This window comes from Streptomyces sp. BK208, from assembly GCF_004364245.1.
Classification (GTDB): Bacteria; Actinomycetota; Actinomycetes; order Streptomycetales; family Streptomycetaceae; genus Streptomyces.
Genome location: NZ_SOAV01000009.1, coordinates 14,406 through 38,598, shown reverse-complemented (window position 1 = coordinate 38,598; position 24,193 = coordinate 14,406). Strand labels below are relative to the sequence as shown.

The 24,193-nt window shown below is 73.3% G+C and carries 20 protein-coding genes and 1 tRNA gene; 12 read left to right on the top strand and 9 right to left on the bottom strand.

Translation table 11 applies throughout. The features are described from left to right. The first annotated feature begins 42 nt into the window (after positions 1-42). The 4 genes from tmk (at position 43) to EV562_RS22200 (ending at position 6,669) form a co-directional block, all read left to right on the top strand. Positions 43-3,342: a dTMP kinase gene (gene tmk / locus EV562_RS22215; RefSeq protein ID WP_133888598.1), complete on the top strand. Its 3,300-nt coding sequence runs from the start codon at positions 43-45 to the stop codon at positions 3,340-3,342. Positions 3,343-3,541: 199 nt separating this feature from the next. Next, positions 3,542-4,747 carry a DNA polymerase III subunit delta' gene (locus EV562_RS22210; RefSeq protein WP_133888597.1) on the top strand — a complete coding sequence of 402 codons (1,206 nt, stop codon included), beginning with the start codon at positions 3,542-3,544 and terminating at the stop codon, positions 4,745-4,747. Positions 4,748-4,858: 111 nt separating this feature from the next. Beyond that, positions 4,859-6,478 carry an alpha/beta hydrolase gene (locus tag EV562_RS22205; protein WP_133888596.1) on the top strand — a complete coding sequence of 540 codons (1,620 nt, stop codon included), beginning with the start codon at positions 4,859-4,861 and terminating at the stop codon, positions 6,476-6,478. A gap of 117 nt (positions 6,479-6,595) precedes the next feature. After that, positions 6,596-6,669 (top strand) — tRNA-Thr (locus EV562_RS22200). A 63-nt stretch (positions 6,670-6,732) separates the two neighbouring features. Here the strand turns inward: EV562_RS22200 and EV562_RS22195 are convergent. The 5 genes from EV562_RS22195 to EV562_RS22175 form a co-directional block, all read right to left on the bottom strand. Continuing rightward, the gene (locus EV562_RS22195) at positions 6,733-8,277 is read right to left on the bottom strand and encodes an AMP-binding protein (RefSeq protein ID WP_133888595.1); all 1,545 of its coding nucleotides are present in this window, start codon (positions 8,275-8,277) and stop codon (positions 6,733-6,735) included. A gap of 93 nt (positions 8,278-8,370) precedes the next feature. After that, positions 8,371-9,258: a LysR family transcriptional regulator gene (locus EV562_RS22190; RefSeq protein WP_133888594.1), complete on the bottom strand. Its 888-nt coding sequence runs from the start codon at positions 9,256-9,258 to the stop codon at positions 8,371-8,373. Positions 9,259-9,540: 282 nt separating this feature from the next. Then, the gene (locus EV562_RS22185) at positions 9,541-11,232 is read right to left on the bottom strand and encodes a bifunctional 3'-5' exonuclease/DNA polymerase (protein ID WP_133888593.1); all 1,692 of its coding nucleotides are present in this window, start codon (positions 11,230-11,232) and stop codon (positions 9,541-9,543) included. A 69-nt stretch (positions 11,233-11,301) separates the two neighbouring features. Next, positions 11,302-12,069 carry a Clp protease N-terminal domain-containing protein gene (locus EV562_RS22180; protein WP_133888592.1) on the bottom strand — a complete coding sequence of 256 codons (768 nt, stop codon included), beginning with the start codon at positions 12,067-12,069 and terminating at the stop codon, positions 11,302-11,304. A gap of 78 nt (positions 12,070-12,147) precedes the next feature. After that, complete coding sequence (locus tag EV562_RS22175) at positions 12,148-12,780, bottom strand: LysE family translocator (RefSeq protein WP_133888591.1); 633 nt, start codon at positions 12,778-12,780, stop codon at positions 12,148-12,150. A gap of 84 nt (positions 12,781-12,864) precedes the next feature. Between EV562_RS22175 and EV562_RS22170 the strand changes: the two genes are divergently transcribed. After that, complete coding sequence (locus tag EV562_RS22170; RefSeq protein ID WP_133888590.1) at positions 12,865-14,004, top strand: DUF2786 domain-containing protein; 1,140 nt, start codon at positions 12,865-12,867, stop codon at positions 14,002-14,004. A gap of 28 nt (positions 14,005-14,032) precedes the next feature. On the opposite strand, the gene EV562_RS22165 is transcribed toward EV562_RS22170, so the two are convergent. Beyond that, positions 14,033-14,524 carry a hypothetical protein gene (locus EV562_RS22165; protein ID WP_166661959.1) on the bottom strand — a complete coding sequence of 164 codons (492 nt, stop codon included), beginning with the start codon at positions 14,522-14,524 and terminating at the stop codon, positions 14,033-14,035. Positions 14,525-15,152: 628 nt separating this feature from the next. Between EV562_RS22165 and EV562_RS22155 the strand changes: the two genes are divergently transcribed. Continuing rightward, positions 15,153-15,404: a DUF397 domain-containing protein gene (locus EV562_RS22155; RefSeq protein ID WP_059301673.1), complete on the top strand. Its 252-nt coding sequence runs from the start codon at positions 15,153-15,155 to the stop codon at positions 15,402-15,404. Positions 15,405-15,453: 49 nt separating this feature from the next. Here EV562_RS22155 and EV562_RS22150 read toward each other — a convergent pair whose 3' ends face one another. Next, the gene (locus tag EV562_RS22150) at positions 15,454-15,915 is read right to left on the bottom strand and encodes an ATP-binding protein (protein WP_133888587.1); all 462 of its coding nucleotides are present in this window, start codon (positions 15,913-15,915) and stop codon (positions 15,454-15,456) included. Positions 15,916-16,294: 379 nt separating this feature from the next. Here EV562_RS22150 and EV562_RS22140 point away from each other — a divergent pair, with 379 nt between their 5' ends. From EV562_RS22140 to EV562_RS22120, 5 genes are all read left to right on the top strand, one after another. Continuing rightward, positions 16,295-17,119 (top strand): helix-turn-helix transcriptional regulator, encoded by an 825-nt coding sequence (locus tag EV562_RS22140; RefSeq protein WP_133888844.1) that lies wholly within the window; start codon positions 16,295-16,297, stop codon positions 17,117-17,119. Positions 17,120-17,193: 74 nt separating this feature from the next. Further along, entirely contained in the window at positions 17,194-18,654 is a 1,461-nt protein-coding gene (locus EV562_RS22135) for an aldehyde dehydrogenase family protein (RefSeq protein WP_133888585.1), read from the top strand. Positions 18,655-18,685: 31 nt separating this feature from the next. Continuing rightward, positions 18,686-19,327, top strand: coding sequence for a PadR family transcriptional regulator (locus EV562_RS22130; RefSeq protein WP_133888584.1), 642 nt, complete (start codon positions 18,686-18,688; stop codon positions 19,325-19,327). An 81-nt stretch (positions 19,328-19,408) separates the two neighbouring features. Then, entirely contained in the window at positions 19,409-20,350 is a 942-nt protein-coding gene (locus tag EV562_RS22125) for an ATP-binding cassette domain-containing protein (protein WP_166661944.1), read from the top strand. An 11-nt stretch (positions 20,351-20,361) separates the two neighbouring features. Next, on the top strand, positions 20,362-21,141 hold the full coding sequence (locus tag EV562_RS22120; RefSeq protein ID WP_133888843.1) for an ABC transporter permease: 780 nt from the start codon (positions 20,362-20,364) through the stop codon (positions 21,139-21,141). 215 nt (positions 21,142-21,356) lie between these two features. Here the strand turns inward: EV562_RS22120 and EV562_RS22115 are convergent, their stop codons facing one another. Then, entirely contained in the window at positions 21,357-22,784 is a 1,428-nt protein-coding gene (locus EV562_RS22115) for a glutamate decarboxylase (RefSeq protein ID WP_133888582.1), read from the bottom strand. A 173-nt stretch (positions 22,785-22,957) separates the two neighbouring features. Here EV562_RS22115 and EV562_RS22110 point away from each other — a divergent pair, with 173 nt between their 5' ends. Beyond that, positions 22,958-23,719: a MerR family transcriptional regulator gene (locus EV562_RS22110; protein ID WP_133888581.1), complete on the top strand. Its 762-nt coding sequence runs from the start codon at positions 22,958-22,960 to the stop codon at positions 23,717-23,719. A gap of 21 nt (positions 23,720-23,740) precedes the next feature. On the opposite strand, the gene EV562_RS22105 is transcribed toward EV562_RS22110, so the two are convergent. Next, entirely contained in the window at positions 23,741-24,106 is a 366-nt protein-coding gene (locus EV562_RS22105; protein WP_133888580.1) for a YbjQ family protein, read from the bottom strand. Positions 24,107-24,193: the final 87 nt, after the last annotated feature.

Sequence of the window (24,193 nt, the reverse complement as noted above, 5' to 3'; positions counted from 1 at the left end):
CGGGCATCCCGGACTGTCGGCGGCGACCGATAGGCTGAACGCATGACGCGAGCCGAGCAGCCAACGGCCCCTCACTCCGCCCCGGACGACGCCCTGGTCGCGGACTCCCGCGAGCGCGCCGTCCGCGCCCTGCTGCGCCGCCCGCAGCTGAGGCGTTTGTGGAGCGCACAGCTCGTGGGGGGTGTCGGCGACATTCTCGCCCTGCTGGTGCTGGTCCTCCTCGCCGTGCAGGCCGCGATCGGCGCGGGCTCGTTCGGCGGGGGCTACCGGGGCGTGGCGTTCGCAGTGGCGACCGTTTTCGGCGTACGCATCCTCGCGACGCTGCTCTTCGGCGCCGTCCTGCTCGGGCCCCTGACCTCGCTCACCTCGCAGGACGGTCCGCTCGACCGGCGCTGGACCATGGTCGGCGCCGACGGGCTGCGGGCCGCGCTGCTGATCGTGGCGCCGCTGTGGATCGACTGGACGCCCGACAACGCGCTCGCCGTCCTCCTGGTGACCGCCTTCGTCACCGGCGTCGCCGAGCGCTTCTGGACGGTGTGCCGCGAGAGCGCCGCTCCCGCGCTGCTGCCCGCCCCGCCCCTGGAGGGCGCGACGGTACGTCCGCTGCCCGACCACATGGACGCGCTGCGCCGCCTGTCGCTGCGCACCAGCTTCGTGGCCATCCCCCTCGCGGCCGTGGTGCTGGTCGTCGCGGGGCTCCTGAACAACCTGCTGGGCGCCGGCGTCGACTGGTTCGCCGAGCACCAGGCGGCGCTCGGTTCGTACGTGGCGGCCGGACTCTTCGCCGCGTCCCTGTCCGTGGTGACCTTCCTGGAGCTGCCCGCGATGCGCACCCCGCGCGCGCGGTCGCCGCTGGAGGGCCTGCGCCGTCCCAAGAGCGGCACCGCCGTCGACAAGGGCCGCACCGGAGTGCTGCCGCTGCTGGTGTTCGCCTGCGCCGCGCTCGCCGCGGTGGTGGCCGCCACGGTCGCCGTCGCGGTGCTGCACGCCAAGGACCTGGGCGGCGGCCCCGTGCTGTACGGCCTGACGGTGGCCGCGCTGACCGGCGGCGTCGTGGCCGGCATCCGCACGGCCCCCGCCCTGCTGCCCTCCCTGTCCCGGCGGCGGCTGCTCGCCCTGGCGATCGCCTTCGCCGGCGTCGCCCTGCTGGCCGCCGGACTCGTCCCGGACGACACGACCGTGCTGCTCCTCCTGGCGCTGGCCGGGACCGGCGCGGGCGTAGCCGCCAACACCGGGCACGCGCTGCTCGACCAGGAGACCGAGGACCACCGCCGGGCACGGACCACCGAGCACCTGCACGCGGTCGTCCGGGTCTGCGTGGCGCTCGGCGCGGTCGTCGGACCCGTGCTGGCCGCGGCGATCGGACCGCACCGGCTGGAGAACGGCAAGTTCGTCTTCGCCCACGGCGGCGCCGCCTTCGTCCTGATGCTGCTCGGCGCGCTGCTGCTGCCGCTGGCCGCGCTGGTGCTGGCCAAGGTCGACGACCGCTCCGGGGTGCCGCTGCGGCACGACCTGCGGGACGCGCTGCTCGGCGGCGACGACCCGGTGCCCGTGCCTGCCGCGACCGGGTTCTTCATCGCCCTGGAAGGCGGTGACGGCGCCGGGAAGTCCACCCAGGCCGAGGCCCTCGCCGAGTGGATCCGCGGCAAGGGACACGAGGTCGTGCTCACCCGCGAGCCCGGTGCGACCCCGGTCGGCAAGCGCCTGCGCTCCATCCTGCTGGACGTCTCCAGCGCCGGACTGTCGCACCGCGCGGAGGCCCTGCTGTACGCCGCCGACCGCGCGGAGCACGTCGACACCGTGGTGCGGCCCGCCCTGGAGCGCGGCGCCGTGGTCATCTCCGACCGCTACATCGACTCCTCGGTCGCCTACCAGGGCGCCGGCCGCGACCTGTCGCCGACCGAGATCGCCCGCATCAACCGCTGGGCCACCAACGGGCTCGTCCCGCACCTGACCGTCCTGCTGGACGTGGCGCCGGAAGCCGCCCGCGAGCGGTTCACCGAGGCGCCGGACCGGCTGGAGTCGGAGCCCGCCGAGTTCCACGCGCGTGTGCGCTCCGGGTTCCTCACCCTGGCCGCCGCCGACCCCGGGCGCTACCTGGTGGTGGACGCAGGCCAGGAGCCCGAGGCCGTCACCACCGCCGTACGCCACCGGCTCGACCAGGTGCTGCCGCTGTCCGAGGCCGAGATCCAGGCCCGGGAGGAGGCGCGCCGCAAGGCCGAGGAGGAGGCGCGCCGCAAGGCCGAGGAAGAGGCCGCCCGCAAGGCAGAGGAAGAGCGCCTGGAGCGCGAGCGCCTCGCGGAGGAGGCGCGGGTGCGCGCCGAGGAGGAGGAGCGCAAGCGGCGCGAGCTGGAAGAGGCGCAGCGGCGCGAGGCCGAGCGGCAGGCCGAGGAGGCCAGGCAGCGGGCCGAGGAAGCCCGCCGCAAGGCCGAGGAGGAGCGGGCCCGGCTCCTCGCGGAGGAGAAGGCGCGCGCCGAAGAGGAAGCGCGACTGCGGGCCGAGCAGGAGCGGCGCCGCAAGCAGGCCGAGGAGGAGGAGCGGCTGCGGGCCGAGGCCGAGGCCCGGCGCCTGGAGAAGCAGCGCAAGGCCGAGGAGGCCCTGCTGCGGGCGGAAGCGGCACGCCGGGCGGCGGAGCAGGCGGCCGCAGCGGCCGCCGCCGGTCCGAAGCCGGCGGCCCCGGCGGCCGCGGACGCACCCCGCGCGAAGCCGGACACCTCCGTCCCCACGGACGCGGCGACCGTGCCGACCCCGGTGGTGACCCCGACCAACGCCTCCGGCGGGCCGGTGGAGGACACGGCGGTCCTGCGGCCGGTGCGGGACACGCCCGGCGACGACCGGGCCGACGACGCCGAGGGCGACGGCCGGGCGTCCGGCGAGTCCGCATCCGAGGTGACGGCCGAGCTGCCCAAGCCGGAGGTGACGACCGAGCTGCCCAAGCCGCCGCCGTCCACGGCGGCGGACGAGACGGCCGTGCTGCCGGCGGTGGAGCCGCGGGACGCCGAGGAGACGGCGGTCCTGCCGCCCGTGACGCCGGGAGCCGCCGAAGAGACGGCCGTCCTGCCCCCGGTGCGCGGCGACGACCCCGCCGACCGGGTCCCGCCGGGCTACTTCCGGGAGGACGGCCCCGCCGAGGAGGCCCAGGACCGCACGCGCGAGCTGCCCCGCATCGACCCCGACCAGGCGCCGCCGTCCCGCAGGCGCCGCTCCGACTGGGCCGAGGAGACCCCGCTGGACGACCTGCCGACGCTGGCGGACGAGCTGCTCGGACCGCACGACGAGGCGGCGGACCGCCGGGACGGCGACGAGGGCGGCCGCCGGGGCAGGGGCCGGGGACGGCGCTGAGCATCCGCGTACCGGGACGGCCGGGGCCCGCGCCCCGGCCGCCCCGCCGCGTTGTCGGTGCCGCCCCGCACAATGGAGGGGCGCGACGCGGATCGGCGTCGCGGCGATGCGGCGGCCCCCGTGTGGCCGGATCGGTGTGACCGGCTCGGTGCGGCCGCCTCGACGGCCGGCTCGGTGTGACGGAAGGACGGCGTGACCCATGACCGTGTGGGACGACCTCGTCGGGCAGGAGAAGGTGTGCGAGCCGCTCGCCGCCGCGGCCCGGGACGCCGACGCCTTCGTCACCGCGGTCGCGGCCGCCGGCCCGCTGCCGCAGTCGACGAGCATGACGCACGCCTGGCTGTTCACGGGCCCGCCCGGCTCCGGCGTGGCACAGACGGCGCGGGCCTTCGCCGCCGCCCTGCAGTGCGTGAGCCCCGACCGCGCTCTCGGCGGCGTCCCCGGCTGCGGCTTCTGCGACGGATGCCACACCGCGCTGGTCGGCACCCACGCCGACGTCAGCACGGTGGTCGCCATGGGCGCCGAGATCCGCGCCAGGGACATGCGGGACACCGTCCGCAAGTCGTTCACCTCACCGGCGAACGGCCGCTGGCAGATCATCCTCGTCGAAGAGGCCGAGCGGCTGAACGAGAAGTCGGCCAACGCCGTCCTGAAAGCCGTGGAGGAACCGGCCCCGCGCACCGTCTGGCTGCTGTGCGCCCCCTCCGTCGAGGACGTCCTGCCCACCATCCGCTCCCGCTGCCGTCACCTGAACCTGCGCACGCCGTCGGTCCAGGCCGTCGCCGACATGCTCGTACGGCGCGAAGGCATCGAACCGGACGTCGCCGCGGCGGCGGCCCGCGCCACCCAGGGCCACATCGACCGCGCCCGCCGCCTGGCCACGGACCAGGCGGCCCGGGCGCGCCGGCAGGCGGTGCTGAAGCTGCCGCTGCGGGTCGAGGACATCGGCGGCGCCCTCAAGGCGGCCCAGGAGCTGGTCGACGCGGCGGCGGAGGACGCCAAGCAGCTGGCCGAGGAGATGGACACCAAGGAGACCGAGGAGCTGAAGGCGGCGCTGGGCGCGGCCCAGGGCGGCCGGCTCCCGCGCGGCACGGCAGGCGTGATCAAGGACCTGGAGGCCGACCAGAAGCGCCGCAAGGCGCGCACGCAGCGCAACAGCCTGGACCTCGCCCTGTCCGAGCTCACCGGCTTCTACCGCGACGTCCTCGCACTCCAGCTCGGCACCCGCGTGGCCATCGCCAACACGGACGCACAGGACGCCCTGGAGCGGCTCGCCCGCGGCAGCACACCCGAGTCCACGCTGCGCCGCATCGAGGCGATCGCGGCCTGCGGCGAGGCCCTCGACCGCAACGTGCCCCCGCTGCTGGCGGTGGAGGCGATGACGATGGCACTCAGAGCGGGCTGAGGACGGACCCCGGGGACGCCCCGGGCAGCGCCCGGTTGACGCCGTAACCCGTACGAGGCACACGCCACCACGCACCGCGATGGCACGGTCGCTGAGCGTTACGCTCGACGGATGCACACAAGGCGCACCCACCGCAGGACCCGCATCGGCAGCACCCGTCACCGGGCCGCGCTGCTCGCCGCCGCGCTGCTCGCCACCGCCTGCTCGGCCGGGGGCGCGTCGACGTCCGCCGGTTCGCCCGCGGCGGAGGCGGCGGGCTCCACCGAGGCGGCGACGGCGACGCTGGCCGCCCTGCCTCGGGCCACGCCCTCCGAGCTGGCTCCGTACTACGAGCAGAAGCTCAGCTGGCGCGACTGCGGCGTCCCCGGCTTCCAGTGCGCCACCCTGAAGGCCCCGCTCGACTACGCCAAGCCCACCGACGGCGACGTCCGCCTCGCGGTGGCCCGCAAGAAGGCCACGGGACCGGGCAAGCGGCTCGGCTCGCTGCTGGTCAACCCGGGCGGGCCGGGCGGCTCGGCGATCGGCTACCTCCAGCAGTACGCGGGCATCGGCTACCCGGCGAAGGTCCGCGCCCAGTACGACATGGTCGCGGTCGACCCCCGGGGCGTGGCCCGCAGCGAGCCCGTCGAGTGCCTGGACGGGCGCGAGATGGACGCCTACACGCAGACCGACGTCACCCCGGACGACGCCGAGGAGACGGACGAGCTGGTCGGCGCCTACAAGAAGTTCGCCGAGGGCTGCGGAGCGGACGCGCCGAAGCTGCTGCGCCACGTCTCGACCGTCGAGGCGGCGCGGGACATGGACGTCCTGCGCGCGGTGCTCGGCGACGAGAAGCTGACCTACGTCGGCGCGTCGTACGGCACCTTCCTGGGCGCGACCTACGCCGGTCTGTTCCCGGACCGGACGGGCCGCCTGGTCCTGGACGGCGCGATGGACCCGTCCCTGCCCGCGCGCCGCCTGAACCTGGAGCAGACGGCGGGCTTCGAGACGGCGTTCCAGTCCTTCGCGAAGGACTGCGTGAAGCAGCCCGACTGCCCCCTCGGCGACAAGGACACCACCCCCGACCAGGTCGGCAAGCACCTGAAGGCCTTCTTCGACGACCTGGACGCCGAGCCGGTCCCCGCCGGGGACGCCGACGGCCGCAAGCTCACCGAGTCCCTCGCCACCACCGGCGTGATCGCGGCGATGTACGACGAGGGCGCCTGGCAGCAGCTGCGCGAGTCGCTGACCTCGGCGATGAAGGAGAAGGACGGCGCGGGCCTGCTGATCCTGTCCGACAGCTACTACGAGCGCGAGGCCGACGGCGGCTACAGCAACCTGATGTTCGCCAACGCCGCCGTGAACTGCCTCGACCTCCCCGCCGCCTTCTCCTCCCCGGACGAGGTGCGCGACGCCCTCCCCGAGTTCGAGAAGGCATCCCCGGTCTTCGGCGAGGGCCTCGCCTGGTCCTCCCTGAACTGCACCTACTGGCCGGTGCGGCCCACGGGCGAGCCGCACCGCATCGAGGCGGCCGGCGCCACCCCGATCGTCGTGGTCGGCACCACCCGCGACCCCGCCACCCCGTACCGCTGGGCCGAGGCCCTGGCCGACCAGCTCTCCTCCGGCCGCCTGCTCACCTACGAGGGCGACGGCCACACCGCGTACGGCCGCGGCAGCTCCTGCATCGACTCGGCGATCAACACGTACCTGCTGAGCGGCACCGCGCCCAAGGCCGGCAAGCGCTGCTCCTGACGGCACGGAACCCTCGTACCGGCCCCTGCTCCCGGGCGTCCGGGGCCGGTACGAAGCACCCCGGGAAACTGTGTAGACTTACCGACGTTGCTGATCGCACCATGGGTGCACCAGCGCGCCGCCTTAGCTCAGATGGCCAGAGCAACGCACTCGTAATGCGTAGGTCTCGGGTTCGAATCCCGAAGGCGGCTCGGGCGAAGACCAGGTCGGATTGATCCGGCCTGGTCTTCTTCGTGTGTCGCGGGGAGGGCGGGTCAGACCGTCAGCAGGGACCGCAGCACGCGCCTGTCCGGCTTGCCGACCGTGGTCAGGGGGATGGCGGGGAGCAGGTGCACGGTCTCGGGGGCGTAGAGGCGGCCCTTGCGGGCGGTGACGAAGGCGCGGATCTCCTCCAGGGTCGGCTCGTGTCCGGGGGCGGGCACCACGGCGGCGTGGACGTGCTCCAGCGATTCCGCGTCCCGGCTGCCGAAGACGGTGCACTGGGCGACCGAGGGGTGGTGCAGGAGCAGGGCCTCCAGTTCCGCCGGATAGACGTGGCCTCCGACGACCACGATCATCTCCTTGATGCGGTCCACGATGTAGAGGTAGCCGTTCTCGTCGAGGTAGCCGACGTCGCCCGTGTGCACCCAGCCGTCGCGCAGCACCTCCCGGGTCAGTTCGGGCTGCTTCCAGTACCCGTGCATCGCGTAGGGCGAGCGCACCAGCACTTCGCCCGGTGTCCCGGGGGCCAGGACGGTGCCGTCGGTGTCCTGGACGACGATCTCGACGCCGGGTACGGCCCGGCCGACCGTCGGGTGCCCCTCGCGGCCGGTCAGCTCCTGCTCGTCGGGGCCGGTCTCCGTGATGAGCTGCGCCTCGGCCTGGCCGTACAGGCCGTACAGCACCGGTCCCAGCAGCTCGGCCGCCTGCCGCAGCCTGGTCGGTGCGGCGGCGGTGCCGCCGTAGCTGACGCGGGTCAGGCTGGACAGGTCGGTGCCGGACACGTCCGGGTGGTCCAGCAGCCGGTACAGCAGCGGCGGCAGCAGCCAGGTGTGGGTGATGCGCTCGCGCGCGACGGTGGCCAGCACGTCCCCGGGGTCGAAGTCGTGCCGCAGGACGACCGAACCGCCCTCCAGGAGGGCCGTGTCGGCGAAGATCCCGGCGAGGTGGGCGAGCGAGGTGCAGGCCAGGAAGCGCGGCGGGTCACCCGCGCCGGTGAGCCGGCGCTCCAGGCTGCGCCGGTAGGAGCCGTGGCTCATGCGGATGCCCTTGGGGATCCCGGTGGTCCCGCCCGTGTAGCCGATGCGCCAGTCGTCGTCCGGCCCCACCGGAGGGTGCAGGGGACGCGCCGGGTGCCGGGCGGCCGCGGCCAGTACGTCCTCGGCGAAGTCGCTCGGGCCCAGGGACACCACCGGAGGGACACCGGGCAGCGGCAGCAGCTCCCGTGCCAGGGCGTGCCGCCCGCCGTCCACCAGCAGCAGGACGCCGTCCACGCTCGCCAGGATGCCGGCCATGACCGGGGCGCTCATGCCCTCGTAGAGGACGACGACCCGCGCGCCGGTCAGGTTGGCGGCGTAGCGGGCGACGAGGCCTTCGGCGCTGTTGCCGGTGAGCAGGCCGACCGTGGCGCCCCGGCCCACCCCGCGCCGCCCCAGTTCCGCGCCGAGCCGGCAGACCTGGTCGCGCAGGCTCCCCGCGCTGATCACGGCTCCCTCCGCGGTCGTCAGGACCGCCCTGGACGGTGCGGCTGCCAGGACGTCGAGGACGGCCTCCGCGTAGGTGGTGAAGTCCGTCCCCGTGCTGTCGTGTTGCCGGCTCATCGGCTGTCTCCGTCGGTCGAGTCCGTGTCCGTGGATGTCCTCGACGCTAGGGGCGGGCCTTTCATGACGTCCACGACCGGTTCCGGCATGTACTCATGACGCCCCGGGCATGAGCCGTTCCCCGGCCAGCCGGCGGAAGTCCCGGGCGGCGGGGGAGAGATAGGCGTCCCGGCGCCACACCAGGGTGAGGGCCCGGTGGCAGTCCGGGGCGTCCAGTAGCAGCCAGCGGACCGGGCCGTCCGCACCGAGGGCCCGGCGTGCGACGGCCGGCATCAGGCCGATGCCCACACCGGCACCGACGAGTTCGGGAGTGGCCGCCGCCTCGTCGCCCTCGCAGACCACGCGCGGGGACAGCCCTTCCCGGGCGAAGAGCCGCTCCAACAGCGCCCGTTGCCAGTGGTCGGCGCGTGTGCTGACGAAGTCCTCGTCGGCCAGCTCGGCCACCGTGACCTGGTCCCGGCCGGCCAGCGGGTGTCCTGGCGGTACGGCCAGCAGCACCTCCTCGCGGGCCAGTTCCGTCGAGCACACCTCGGGGCCGGCCAGCGACTGGGAGGCGAGGGCGAAGTCCACCTCGCCCGAGCGCAGATGGCGGCGCATCGAACTCAGCGGGGCCTGGAAGAGGTGCACCCGCACTCCGGGGCGCAGCTCACGGAACGCGGACAGGACACCGGCCAGTTGCAGCAGCGTCTCGGCGGCGACGGCGACCCGCCCGGGGCCGCCGCGACCGGCGTCGGCGACCTCCCGCCGACCGTCCTCCAGCTCGGCCAGCGCCCGTTCGACCCGGACCAGGAAGGCGGCGCCGTGCTCGTTGAGACGTATCCGGCGGCCCGTGCGGTCGAAGAGGGGGGTCCCGAGCTCCGATTCCAGCCGGATGATGGTCCGGCTCACCGACGGCTGGGCCACCCGGAGTTCCTCTGCGGCCCGGCTGATGTGCTGGTGACGTGCGACGGACCGGAAGTAGCGAAGAGACAGCAGATCCATGCCGGTAGTCTCGTCCGTCGCGGGCCCGTCGCGGGTCCGTCGCGGGTCCGTCGCGGGTCCGTCGCGGGTCCGTCGCGGGTCCGTCGCGGGTCCGTCGCGGGTCCGCCGCGGGTCCGCCGCGGGCCCGAGCGGGTCCCAGCGGGCCCAAGCGGGTTCCAGCGGTCCGAGCGGGTCCCAGCGGGTCCGAGCGGGCCACCGTGGGTCCGCCCGGGCCACAGCCTGGCGTCGCCGCCGCGGCCGGGGTGTGGCCGGTGCCGGTGCCGGGCGGCCCGGCGCCGCCCGTCACTTCGCGTCCGCGTAGCACTCCACCACCGCCGTCGTGAACGGGAACCGCACCGGCGTCACCCCGAACGTCAGCCGCCCCGCCAGCTCCGCCGCGTCCCGGATCGCCGCGACGACGGTGCCGGCCTCCTCCTCGGGACAGTGCACGATCACCTCGTCGTGCTGGAAGAAGACCAGCTCGGCCGCCATGCCCGCGCAGGCCTGGCGCAGCGCGGCGAGCAGCAGCAGGGCCCAGTCCGCGGCGCTGCCCTGGACGACGAAGTTGCGGGCGAAGCGGCCCCGCGCGCGGGCGTCGGTGGAGGCGTACCCCGGTACCCACTCCTGGGGGCGGTCCCCGGCGCCGGTGGGATCGTCCTGCGGCAGCCCCGCCTCCTCGGCGCCGTCGGCCGCGCCGGCCGCGGGCGGACAGGTGCGGCCCAGCCAGGTGCGCACCAGCCGGCCCTCCTCGCCCGCGCGGGCCGCGTCGTCGACGTACGCCACGGCGCGGGGGAAGCGGCGTCTGAGCGCGGCCAGGTTCTTCAGGCCGTCCCCGGAGGTCTGGCCGTAGACCGCGCCGAGCACGGCGAGCTTCGCCTGGGCGCGGTCGCCGGAGAAGGCGCGGTCGGAGACGGACTGGTAGAGGTCGGTCTCCCGGCCGGCCACCTCCATCAGGCCGGGGTCGCGGGAGATCGCGGCCAGCACGCGCGGCTCCATCTGGTCGGCGTCGGCGACGACCAGCCGCCAGCCGGGGTCGGCGACGACGGCCCGCCGGATCACCTTGGGGATCTGCAGCCCGCCCCCGCCGTTGGTCACCCAGCGTCCGGTGACGGTGCCGCCGGCCAGGAACTCGGGGCGGAACCGTCCGTCGCGCACCCAGTCCTGCAGCCAGGACCAGCCGTGGGCGACCCAGATGCGGTACAGCCTCTTGTACTCGATCAGCGGCTTCACGGCCGGATGGTCCAGCGATTCCAGCTCCCACCGGCGGGTCGAGCCGACCTTCACACCCGCCTGCCCGAACGCCTTGACCACGTCCGCGGGCAGGTCGGGCCGCACCCGGCGCCCGAAGGCGGCGGACACCTCCTCCGCCAGCTCGGCCAGGCGGCGCGGCTCGCCCCCGCCCGCATACCGCTCGCCCAGCAGGCCGTGCAGGACCTCGCGGTGCACGTCGGCCCGCCAGGGCAGCCCCGCGTGGTTCATCTCGGCGGCCACCAGCATCCCCGCGGACTCGGCGGCCGTCAGCAGCCGCAGTCGGTCCGGGTGCGCCGAGCGGTCGTGGCGGCGCTGCTGCTCGGCGTAGACGGCGAGCAGGTCGGTGAGCGGGAGGTGGACTTCGCGCGGCTCGAACAGCGGGGACTGCGCGCCGGGCTCGGCGGCGCGCTGCGGCGGGTCGGGCGGTACCGGGCCGCCGCGCAACCGGGCCAGGGCGGCCGCGGCCGAATGCGGCTCCCCGTACCGCCCCTCGTGGCCGAGCAGGAGGGTCTCGGCGGCCTCCACGTCGTAGCACCGCTCGACCCGCACCCCCGCGGCGAGCAGGCGCGGGACCGTCTCGGCGGTGGACCGCCACACCCATCGCGCGACGTCAGGCCTGGTGCGCACGGCGTCCACGGCGTCGGGCTCGCGCCGCACCGGTCCGGCGGGCAGCCCGTCCGGGCCGAGGGGCGCTACCTCCACGCCACCGTCCTCGGTCTCCGCGAACGCCCACCTTTCGGCCATGCCGCGAGTGTCGCAGGCGGGTCTGACATCGGCTCCGCGGCCGGGCCCTCGGGCCCCCTCGGCCTTCGGTCAGCCCGCCTCGCCGCTCTCGCCCTCCTCGCCCTCCCCGCTCTTCCGGGTCACCTCGATGAACTGCGCCAGTGCCTCGGTGATGTAGCTCTCGGTGGCCTCCTTCGTGAGGCCGAGTCCGCTGAGGACGCCCTCGCCGTGCTCGTGCTCCAGGAGGGCGAGCAGGATGTGCTCGGTGCCGATGTAGTTGTGGCCGAGGCGCAGGGCCTCGCGGAAGGTGAGTTCGAGGACCTTCTTGGCGGCCGGCCCGTAGGGCACCAGCTCCGGGACCTGCGCGGAGGCCGGCGGGAGCGCCGCGGTCGCCGCCTCGCGGACCGCGTCCAGGGTCACGCCCTGCGCGGCGATCGCCTTGGCGGAGAGGCTCTCGTGCTGCGTGAGCAGACCGAGTACGAGGTGCTCGGGCAGGCCCTCGGTGCCGCCGGCGGTCTTGGCCGCGTGGTGGGCGGCCATCACGGCCTCGCGGGCGCGGGGCGTGTAGCGGCTGAAGCCCTGGCTCGCGTCCAGGTCGGCCGACTCCTTGGGCACGAAGCGCTTCTGCGCCGCCTGCCGGGTGACGCCCATGCTCCTGCCGATGTCCGTCCAGGACGCGCCGGACCGCCGCGCCTGGTCCACGAAGTGTCCGATGAGGTGGTCGGCCACCTCGCCGAGGTGCTCACCGGCGATGACGGCGTCCTGGAGCTGCTCCAGCGGCTCCGCGTGCACCTTCTTGATCGCGGTGATGAGCTCGTCGAGGCGTACGGATGACGTGATGCTCGGATTCGTCGTCATGCGTCAACCGTAGGTTGCGCCCCCTCCAGGTGTCAACCTTGGGTTGACACCCTCTCCGTCCTCTTCACCTTCCTCGGTCTACTTCGGCGATGCCACCACCAACCGCGCCGCCAGCCCCGTGAACACCGTCCCGGAGACGATGTTGAGCCAGCGGTTCACCCGGGCGCTGCGCCTGAGCAGGCTCGCCAGCCGCCCGGAGAGCAGCCCGACGAAGGCGTCCCACAGGAGGCCCATCACCACGAGGGTGCCGCCGAGCAGCAGGAGCTGCCCGGGTACGTGCCCCAGCGACGGGTCGACGAACTGCGGCAGGAACGCCACGTTGAAGAGGATCACCTTGGGATTGAGCAGGTTGGTGATCGCGCCCTGCCAGAACGCGCGTCGCATCCCGGGGCCCTGCGGCGCCGCCCCGTCCTCACTCGGCACCGAACGGTCCCGGAAGGCCTTCACCGCCAGGTACAGCAGATAGGCCGCGCCCGCCCAGCGCAGCACGTGGTAGAGCGTGGGGAGGGTCGTGAAGAGGGCCGACAGCCCGAGCGCCGCGGCGACCGCGTGCACCATCATGGCGCAGGCCATACCGAGCGCGGCCATCACGCCGGCCGTGGGCCCGCCCCGCCCGCCCATCGCCACGATGAACATCAGATCGGGACCGGGGGTCACGCACAGGGCGAGAGCGGCGACCAGGAACGCTGCGTACAGAGTTGTGTCCACCATGCTTGCCATGATGGACCTCCGCGCGCACGGGACCGCCCAATTCCGCGGAGTGAGACGGAGCGCGGGCCGTGGCACCATCGCCGGGTGAGTACGCCCAGCACCGTCGACCGTGCCTTCGAGGCCGCCCTGTACGACACCGCCGACGACGCCCTCGACACGGCCGCCTCCCTGCTCGCGGCCGACCCGGAGGCGGACGCGGAACTGGCCCGGCGCGGCGAGGAGTTCGTCGCCACCGCCTGGCGGCGCGGCTGGCAGCCCGCCGACCTCGTACGGATCGTGCGGCGCGAGCTGGACGACGTGCACGTACGCCTGGTGGCGGCGCTGATCCGCGCCCAGGCGCCGAAGGACCGCCCGCGCGGGCCCCGCTGGGCCGCCCAGTTGAACGACGTACCGGACCAGGCGGCGCCGCGCACCGACCGCTTCTCGCAGGCCGGTGCCGTACTGGAGCTGTACCGGCTGCTGTTGCGGCTGCCCGCGCTGGAGCCCCTGGAGCCGCCGGGCGCGCCGCGCCGGGAGGCCCGGCCCGAGTCGCGTGCCCCGGCCCGCATCCGCGCGCTGCTCGCCAAGGCGGAGGCGACCGGGTACCCCGAGGAGGCGGAGGCGCTGAGCGCCAAGGCGCAGGAGCTGATGGCCCGGCACAGTGTCGACGAGGCGCTGCTGGCGGCCGACGCCCCCGCGCCCGACGCACCGGGCGCCTGCCGGATCGGGGTGGAGCCGCCCTACGAGCAGGCCAAGGCGGTGCTGCTGGACGCGGTGGCCGACGCCAACCACTGCCGGGCCGTGTGGAACGAGGCCTTCGGGTTCTCCACCGTCGTCGGCTTCGAGGCCGACCTCGAGGCGGTCGAACTCCTCTACACCTCGCTGCTGGTGCAGGCCGAGGCCGCGATGACGAAGGCGGAGGCAGGGCAGCGGGCCGGGGGGCGCAAACGCACCAAGACCTTCCGCCAGTCGTTCCTCGCCGCCTACGCCCACCGCGCGGGCACCCGGCTGCGGGCCGCGGCACAGGCGGCCACCGCCGAGTCCGCGGCCACCGGCGCGGCGGCGGACGTGGACCTCCTGCCGGTGCTCGCCTCCCGCGAGGCCGCGGTCACCGACCGCACGGAGCGCATGTTCCCGGAGACGACCACGACCCGGCTGCGCGGGGCCGGCGACGCGGCGGGCTGGACCGAGGGCACCCGCGCGGCCGACGCCGCCCGGGTCGGGCACCGCAGACCGCTGCCGTAGGGCCCGTCGGGGCCGCGGCGGGCGCGGCTCAGGAACCGAGGCCGGCCGTCGGCAGGCCGGGCGGCATCGACCCGCCCTCGGACTTGGCGTACGTCTCCTCGCCGAGCCCGCCCTCCCAGGTCACCGTGAGCGAGGTGGCGTCGACCCGGCCGACCTTGCCGGTCGCGCGGTCGGCGCTGCCGTCGGTGCACTTGAGGCGGATCGTCCGGGTGCCGGCGCTCTCCGCCGCCGTACCGCTGCACACGGCACCGCCGGTGGTGAACAGGGCCGCCTTGTCGCCGGTGACCATCAGCGCGACGGCCTGGCCGTCGGTGGTCGCCAGCCAGCTGCCCTCCAGGTCGCCGGCACCGCCCGCGGACGGCGATCCGCCCGCGTCGCCGCCCGGATCCGCGCTCGCGGACGCGCCGGGCGCCGCCGAGGACGTGTCACCGCCGCCCGAGCCGTCGTCGGACCCGCCGTCGGTGCACGCGGTCAGGGCCAGCGCCCCCGCAAGCCCGAGCGCCAGCGCCGCGCCCCGCACGGAACGCCGTGCCCGACGCCGTGCGATCCTTCCGGGCGGGACGTCCGTGCCCGTAGGCAGCGCCGTACCCCGCGTGTTCTCCGTGCTCGCCACGCTCTGCGCAGTCACCCGCGTCACCGGAAGCTCCAAGCTGTAGCCGGACGGCCGGTTCGGCCACGAACAGCGGCAAGCTACCAGGAGGACGTGCGGACCCCGGGCAGATGCCCGGCGTGCGCTTGCTCACGCGGGTCCGGCCGGGACCTCCCTTTCGGCCCCCTCGCCGACGGGGGCGATCACTTACGCGCACGAGTCGGCGCCGTGGCCGTACGGCGCCCGCTGACCAGCCCGAGCGCACCTCGCGTACCGGGGACAACACCAGGGTCCGCCGGTCACGAGCCGCCCCGGCGGTGTCGCATGTTGTTGCATATTCTTCGAATTAGGGGGCACATGCGGGAACGTCTTCCCGAGGGCTCGCGTCGTAGAGAGCAGGACTCGGTAAAGCGGTCGTCAAAGCTGTAATCGCGGGACCACCGCGCGTGCACGTGCATTTGCTCATGCATCCGCACGTGAACAGGGTTATGATCCGGATCAGTTGACCACTGCATCAATGGCCACATCAGCCAGTGCACCAGCCACCGGGGAGCGACCTGTGGACCACGACGTGTACGACGTGTACAACGGCATGGCCGCCACGCAGTTGCACGACGCGGCCTGGCAGAAGAGCCGGCGCAGCAACTCGCAGGGGTCGTGCGTGGAGTTCGCGCGGCTGCCCGACGGTGCGGTGGCGGTCCGCAACTCCCGCTTCCCCGACGGTCCCGCGCTCGTCTACACGCGTGCCGAGATCGAGGCCATGCTGCTGGGCATCAAGGACGGCGAGTTCGACCACCTGATCGCGAGCTGACGCCGCCGCGGACCGGCGAAGCGCACGCCGTGCGGCGGACCGGGCCGGGCTAGATGCGGAACAGCGCCCAGACCACCTTGCCGTTGAGCGTCCCGGCGAGCGGGTGCCAGCCCCAGCTGTCGCTGAAGGAGTCGACGAGGAAGAGGCCGCGCCCCGACTCCGCCGAGAAGTCGTCCGTCTCGCGGGCCACCGGGCTGTCGTGACTGGGGTCGCGCACCGCGCACACCAGCCGTTCGCTCCAGCGCATCAGGTGCAGCCGTACGGGACCGTGCTCCTCGTGGCGCGGGATGTCCGCGGGCAGCGCGTGCCGCAGGGCGTTGGTGACCAGTTCCGAGACCACCAGGCAGACGTCGTCGAAGCGGTCCCCCGCGTCCCAGCCGTCGAGCGTCCTGCGGGTGAATCCGCGGGCCTCGCGCACCGCTTCGTACCGGGGCGGGAGGGCGCAGGAGGCGGCGTTCGACACGGCCGCGGGGTCGAGTGGCGGAAGGCCCTGCCGTAACGGCTCGAGCATGGTCGATCCATTCGTCCCCATGCGAGGCACTCCCGGGAATTCGCGGTCATAGCGATGCGGCGCGGTGGTGCGGGGACCATGGTTTCGGATGCGTACCGCAGATGCAAGGGCAGATGCACGTGCACGTGACCGAAATGGACCTGCCCGTACCGCTTGTTGGTCAATTTTTCCGTCCTCTTCGCCTCCTCTTCATCTCCCTCGAAGGCCGATTCCGGTCCACCGCGTGCATGATCCTGCACGATTCCTTTGGCTCGATTCCGTTTCCGTAACCGGACGAGTACTGCTCGGAGTGTTTTAGTGGCAGACTTCGGCCCCTGAAACACGGTTGGGGAGGCTGGCGAACGTGAGCGCGGGAGAGCCCGGATCGGTGGTGCGGCGCATGCTGCTCGGATCACAACTCAGGCGACTGCGTGAGACGCGGGGGATCACGCGAGAGGCGGCGGGCTACTCGATCCGCGCCTCGGAATCGAAGATCAGCCGGATGGAGCTGGGCCGGGTGAGCTTCAAGACGAGGGACGTCGAGGACCTGCTGACGCTGTACGGCATCACGGACGAGCAGGAGCGCAACTCGTTGCTCTCCCTCGCCAAGGAGGCCAACGTCGCGGGCTGGTGGCACAGTTACTCGGACGTACTGCCCAGCTGGTTCCCCACCTACGTCGGCCTGGAGGGCGCCGCCTCGCTGATCCGGGTCTACGAGGTGCAGTTCGTGCACGGCCTGCTGCAGACCGAGGAGTACGCCCGCGCGGTCGTCCGGCGCGGCATGAAGGGCGCCGGTGAGGCGGACGTCGAGCGCCGGGTGGCACTGCGTCTGGAGCGGCAGAAGTACCTGGTCGCGGAGAACGCCCCCGAGTTCCACATCGTGCTCGACGAGGCCGCCCTGCGCCGGCCGTACGGCGACCGCGGGGTGATGCGCGGGCAGCTCCAGCACCTGATCGACATGTCCGAACGGCCCAATGTGCGGCTGCAGATCATGCCGTTCGGCTTCGGCGGGCACTCCGGCGAGAGTGGCGCGTTCACGCTCCTCAGCTTCCCCGAGTCCGACCTCTCGGACGTCGTCTACCTGGAGCAGCTCACCAGTGCCCTGTACCTGGACAAGCGGGAGGACGTCGCCCAGTACGAGACGGCACTGAAGGAGCTGCAGCAGGACAGCCCGGGGCCGGACGAGAGCCGGGACCTTCTCCGAGGACTCCTCCAACTCTCCTGAAACATAAGTACGATGACGCCCAATCAGGCGGTTCGCTCGCGCGGCTGCGGCAGTTGAGGGGATTGAGGGATCTCATGTCGTCGTACTTCACCGACCTCGCCCAGCAGTACATAGGCGGCCAGTGGCGTCCGGGCACCGGGTCCTGGGACATCATCGACTTCAACCCGTATGACAGCGAGAAGCTCGCCTCGATCACGATCGCCACGGCCGACGAGGTCGACGCCGCCTACCGGGCCGCCGAGCGTGCGCAGAAGCAGTGGGCCGCGACGAACCCGTACGCGCGCCGCGCGGTGTTCGAGAAGGCGCTGCGCCTGGTGGAGGAGCGCGAGGAGGAGATCGGCGAGGCGATCGTCGCCGAGCTGGGCGGCACCCGGCTGAAGGCCGCCTTCGAGCTGCACCTCGCCAAGGAGTTCCTGCGCGAGGCGGTCCACCTGGCGCTGGCGCCCGAGGGCCGGATCATCCCGTCCCCGGTCGACGGCAAGGAGAACCGCGTCTACCGGGTGCCGGTCGGCGTCGTGGGCGTCATCAGCCCCTTCAACTTCCCCTTCCTGCTCTCCCTGAAGTCGGTCGCCCCGGCCCTCGCGCTGGGCAACGGCGTCGTCCTCAAGCCGCACCAGAACACGCCGATCGTCGGCGGCACCCTGGTCGCGAAGATCCTCGAGGACGCGGGACTGCCGGGCGGTCTGCTCAACGTCGTGGTCACCGACATCGCGGAGATCGGCGACGCCTTCATCGAGCACCCGGTGCCGAAGGTGATCTCCTTCACCGGCTCCGACAAGGTCGGCCGCCACGTGGCCACGGTGTGCGCCGCCCACTTCAAGCGCGCGGTCCTCGAACTGGGCGGCAACAGCGCCCTGGTGGTCCTCGACGACGCCGACGTCGACTACGCGGTCGACGCCGCCGTCTTCAGCCGCTTCGTCCACCAGGGCCAGGTCTGCATGGCCGCCAACCGCGTGCTGGTCGACCGCTCGGTGGCCGACGAGTTCACCGAGAAGTTCGTCGCCAAGGTGAAGACCCTCAAGGCCGGTGACCCGCGCGACCCGTCGACCGTCATCGGCCCGGTGATCAACTCCTCGCAGGCGGACGCGCTCTCCGGCGTCGTCGAGCAGGCCCTCGCCGAGGGCGCGACCGCCCTGGTGCGCGGCTCGGTCACGGACAACCTGGTCGAGCCGTCGGTCCTCACCGGCCTGCCCGCCGGCTCCGCGCTGCTCCAGCAGGAGGTCTTCGGCCCGGTCGCCTTCCTCGTCCCCTTCGACGGCGAGGAGGAGGCCGTGCGCCTGGTCAACGACACTCCGTACGGTCTGAGCGGCGCCGTGCACACGGCGGACGTCGAGCGGGGCGTCAACTTCGCCAAGCGGATCGACACCGGCATGTTCCACGTGAACGACGGCACCGTGCACGACGAGCCGATCGTGCCCTTCGGCGGGGAGAAGCACTCCGGCCTCGGCCGCCTCAACGGCGACACCATGCTGGACGCCTTCACCACCCAGAAGTGGATCTCGGTGCAGCACGGGCGCAGCGGGTTCCCGTTCTAGTCCCGGCCCGGGCCCGGCCTAGTCTGGACCCATGTCAGCGATCCGTCTTCTCGTGCTCGGCGCGGTCCGCCAGCACGGGCGGGCCCACGGCTACCAGGTGCGCAACGACCTGGAGTACTGGGGCGCGCACGAGTGGTCCAACGCCAAGCCCGGGTCGATCTACCACGCGCTGAAGCAGATGGCGAAGCAGGGCCTGCTCCTCGCGCACGAGATCGCGCCGTCCACGGCGGGCGGGCCGCCGCGCGTGGAGTACGAGATCACCGAGCAGGGCACCGAGGAGTACCTCACCCTGCTCCGCTCCTACCTCACCGCCTACGACCAGCGGCCCGACGTGCTCACCGCTGCGCTCGGCTTCATGGTCGACCTGCCGCGCGAGGAGGCCCTGGCGCTCCTGGAGGAGCGGGTGCGGAAGATCGAGGAATGGCGGGGCGCCGTCACCGAGTACTACATGCCGGCCGAGGGGCCCGGCCAGTACGGGCACATCGGCGAGGTCATGAACTACTGGGTCCACTCGGCCGACTCGGGCGCAGAGTGGACCCGCGGCCTCATCGAGCGCGTCCGGGGCGGCGCGTACACCTTCGCCGGCGAGGGCGAGCCGTTCGTCGGTGTGCTCGCCGAGGGCGAGGAGAACCCCTTCGCGGCGGGGCGGCCGCATGACGGAGACGCTTACTAATCAAGTTTGACCAATCGCGGGCGGGGCATTACCTTCGAGCAAGTAGTCAAAGTTGTCTAGTGGTGCCGAGGGGGAGTGGCAGTGGCCGACGCGGCGATCACCGTCGAAGGTGCACGCAAGAGATACGGCAGCAAGAACGCGCTGGACGGACTGGACCTGACCGTCGCACGGGGCACGGTGCACGGCGTGCTGGGCCCGAACGGAGCGGGCAAGACCACCCTGGTCCGGATCCTCTCGACCCTGCTGCGCCCCGACGCGGGCCGCGTCGAGGTGGCCGGGCACGACGTCGTCTCCGAGGCGTACGCGGTACGGCTGCGCATCGGCCTGCTCGGCCAGCACGCGGCACTCGACGAGGAACTGGGCGGGCGGCAGAACCTGGAGATGTTCGGCCGCCTCCACCACCTGGGCGCCCGGCGGGCACGCGCGCGTGCCGACGAGCTGCTCGCCCGCTTCGACCTCGCCGACACCGGACGCAAGCCGGTCGGCGCCTACAGCGGAGGCATGCGGCGCCGCCTGGACCTGGCCGCCTCGCTCATCACCGAACCGGAGGTCCTCTTCCTGGACGAACCCACCACCGGCCTCGACCCGCGCGGCCGCGCCGAGGTGTGGGACTCCGTCCGCTCCCTGGTCGGCGCCGGCACGACGGTCCTGCTCACCACCCAGTACCTGGAGGAGGCCGACCAGCTCGCCGACCGCATCTCGGTCGTCGACGCGGGCCGGGTCGTCGCCGACGGGACGGCGGACGAGCTCAAGGCGGCCACGGGCGGCGACCGCGTCGACGTCGTCCTGCGCGACGCCGGTCAGCTGGGCGCCGCGGTCGCCCTGCTGCCGCTGACCGGCGTCCGGGTCGACACCGACCGCCGGCTGCTCAGCGCCCCGGTCACCGACCGGATGGCGGCCCTCTCCGGTGTCCTGCGCGCGCTGGAGGAGGCCGGCATCGAGGCCGAGGACGTGGCACTGCGCCGCCCCACCCTCGACGAGGTGTTCCTGCACCTCACCGACCGCACGAAGGAGACCGTGTGAGCACCGGCACCATGACCCCCGGCAGCACCCCTGTGACCCACGCCCTGTCCGACTCCTGGACCATGACCCGCCGGGAACTGGCCCGCTGGGGACGGCAGCCCGTGACGGTCGTCGTCAGCCTGGCCTTCCCGGTGATGCTGCTGCTGATGTTCGGCTACCTGGTCGGCGGCGGCCGGGGCGTGAGCGGGGAGTACATCGACTACCTGGTCCCCGGCATGCTGGCGCTCACCATGGCCTTCGGCCTGGAGGGCACCATGATCGCCGTCACCCAGGACCTCAACAAGGGCGTCGTCGACCGCTTCCGCTCGCTGCCGATGACGAACGGCGCGGTCCTGGTGGGCCGCTCCGCCGCCGACATGCTCCAGTCGGCGCTCGGCCTCGCCGTGCTGACCGGTGTCGGGTACGCGCTCGGCTGGCGCGCCCACGGCGGCCCCGGCGCCTTCCTGGGCGCGATCGGCCTGCTCCTCCTGTTCCGCTTCGCCATGCTCTGGATCGGCATCTTCCTGGCCCTGGTGGCCGGCAAGCCCGAGCTGGTGCAGGCGGTGCAGATCCTGGTCTGGCCGGTCGGCTTCCTCTCCAACGCCTTCGCCGCTCCCGGCTCCATGCCGGGCTGGCTCGGCACGGTCGTCCAGTGGAACCCGATGTCCCAGACCGCCACGGCCGTCCGCGACCTCTTCGGCAGCCCCGGCGGCGAGGCGGGGCACGTCTGGGCGGCCATCGCCTGGCCGCTGGCGCTGCTCGCGGTGTTCTTCCCGCTGGCGGTGGCGAGGTTCGGCCGGCTCAGCCGCTGACGCGCCGGACCGGGGCGCGGTCCGGGGGGATGCCGCCCGGGCCGGGCCTGGCCGGTTCCGGGCGAAGGCGCCCGGTTGCCGACCGGACCCCGGTACCGGCGGCAGCAGCGTACGGCGCCCGCCGGTGCCTAGGGGGTGTCGTTCGGATCAGGTCGGCTCCGGGCGACGGTGCCCTGTTGCCGACGCGACCCACGGCAAGATCCAAACGACACCCCCTAGTGGTGGAACCCGGTCGCCGCGCCCTTGTCCCGGGTCACCGGACCTGGCTGCCGCCGCAGCTCGGGCAGCAGTCGCTCCAGGTCCTCGACGAGCAGGTCCGCCATGTCCGCCGAGAAGCCGTTGCGGCACACCACCCGCAGCACCGACAGGTCCTCGCGGTGCGGCGGGAAGGTGTACGCCGGCACCAGCCAGCCCTCCTCCCGCAGCCGCCGGGACACGTCGAAGACGTCGTACGCCGTCACGTCGTCGGCCGTCGTGAAGGCGAACACCGGCAGCTCCTCGCCGCGCGTCAGCAGCCGGAAGTCGTCCAGCGCCGCCACCCGCCGCGCGAGGGAGCCCGCGATGTCCCGCGCGTTCTGCTGCACGGCCCGGTAGCCCTCGCGGCCCAGCCGCAGGAACGTGTAGTACTGCGCGACCACCTGCGCGCCGGGCCGGGAGAAGTTCAGCGCGAACGTCGGCATGTCGCCGCCCAGGTAGTTGACCCGGAACACCAGCTCCTCGGGAAGGGCCTGGGCGTCCCGCCACAGCGCCCAGCCGACCCCGGGGTAGACCAGTCCGTACTTGTGCCCCGAGGTGTTGATCGATGCGACCCTCGGCAGCCGGAAGTCCCAGACGAGGTCCTCGTCGAGGAACGGCGCGACCATGGCGCCGGAGGCCCCGTCGACGTGCACCGGGATGTCGAGGCCGGTCCGCTCCTGGAGGGCGTCAAGCGCCGCGCACAGGTCGGCGATCGGCTCGTAGGAACCGTCGAAGGTGGAGCCCAGGATGCCGACGACCCCGATGGTGTTCTCGTCGCACAGCTCGGCGGCGGCCTGCGGGTCCAGGTGGAAGCGGTCGCCCTCCATCGGGACCTGCCGGGCCTCCACCTCCCAGAAGGTGCAGAACTTCTCCCAGCAGACCTGGACGTTCACGCCCATCACGAGATTGGGCCGCACGTCCTTCGCCGGGTACCGGTCGGCGTTGCGCACCGCCCAGCGCCGCTTCAGCGCCATCCCGGCCAGCATGCACGCCTCGCTCGACCCGGTCGTCGAGCAGCCCACGACCGCCTCGGGGTCGGGCGCGTGCCACAGGCCGGCGAGCATCGCCACGCAGCGCCGCTCCAGCTCGGCGGTGCGCGGGTACTCGTCCTTGTCGATCATGTTCTTGTCCCGGCACTCGCTCATCAGCACCCCGGCCTGCGGCTCCATCCAGGTGGTGACGAAGGTGGCCAGGTTCAGCCGCGCGTTGCCGTCCAGCATCAGCTCGTCGTGGACGAGGCGGTACGCCGTCTCGGGCGGCAGGGGAGTGTCGGGGATGCGGTGCGTGGGCGGCGCCTCGGTCATGCCGCCGAGGGGGTCCGCGGTCGCGTGGAACGGGTTCACGGCGAGCCGGCGTCGGTCCCGGTCGTCGTCCTGCGGCGGGTGGGGCCCGTGATGCAGTGGCATACGACCGACGGTAGGCGGGCGCCCCCGACCCCGCACCCGGGGACGTACCGGGCCGCACGGCGGGGAGGCGGGGCCCGCCCGGGCCCGCACCTCACGCGCGGGGCTCGCGCCCGGGCTTGCACCTCACGTCACGTGAGGCGGCACCGTGAAGGGCGTCAGGGAAAGGAGCGGGAGTGAGCTACTCCGTGGGACAGGTGGCCGGCTTCGCCGGAGTGACGGTGCGCACGCTGCACCACTACGACGACATCGGCCTGCTCGTACCCAGCGAGCGCAGCCACGCGGGCCACCGGCGCTACAGCGACGCCGACCTCGACCGGCTGCAGCAGGTCCTGTTCTACCGGGAGCTGGGCTTCCCGCTCGACGAGGTCGCCGCCCTGCTCGACGACCCGGCCGCGGACCCGCGCGCGCACCTGCGCCGCCAGCACGACCTGCTGACCGCCCGGATCGAGAAGCTGGAGAGGATGGCGGCGGCCGTGGAGCACGCCATGGAGGCGCACAGCATGGGCATCAACCTCACGCCCGAGGAGAAGTTCGAGGTCTTCGGCGACTTCGACCCCGACCAGTACGAGGAGGAGGTCCGGGAACGCTGGGGGAACACCGACGCCTACCGCCAGTCGAAGGAGAAGACCGCCTCGTACACCAAGGAGGACTGGCAGCGCGTCCAGGACGAGGCCGACGCGCTCACCCGGCGCTTCGTCGCCCTGATGGACGCCGGTGAGCCCGCCGACTCCGAGGGGGCCATGGACGCCGCCGAGGACCACCGGCGGAGCATCGCCCGCAACCACTACGACTGCGGGTACGAGATGCACACCTGCCTGGGGGAGATGTACGTCTCGGACGAACGTTTCACGCGAAACATCGACGCCGCCAAGCCGGGCCTCGCCGCCTACATGCGCGACGCGATCCTCGCCAACGCCGTCCGGCACACCTCCTGAACGGTGGTCGTGGCACGGGTCTCACTCCCGGGCCACGACCACCGCCGTCCCGTACGCGCAGACCTCCGTGCCCACGTCCGCCGCCTCCGTCACGTCGAAGCGGAAGGACAGCACCGCGTTGGCGCCCCGCGCGCGGGCCTGCTCGACGAGCCGCTCCATCGCCTGGTTGCGGGTCTCGACCAGCGTCTTGGTGAGGCCGCGCAGCTCACCGCCGACCAGGGACTTCAGCCCGGCGCCGATCTGGCTCCCCAGGTGCCGGGAACGCACGGTCAGCCCGAAGACCTCACCGAGCACCTCCTGCACCCGGTGGCCCGGCAGGTCGTTCGTGGTCACCACGAGCACGTCGGGCTGCGGGTCCTGGCCGCCGCCGTATTCTTCAATACCCATGGTTCTCAGGTTTCCCCCGGGAACGTGTCGGCGCACCCCAGGACGCCCCGTGGAACCCGGGGCGCCGCGGCCGCGTTGTACGTTTGG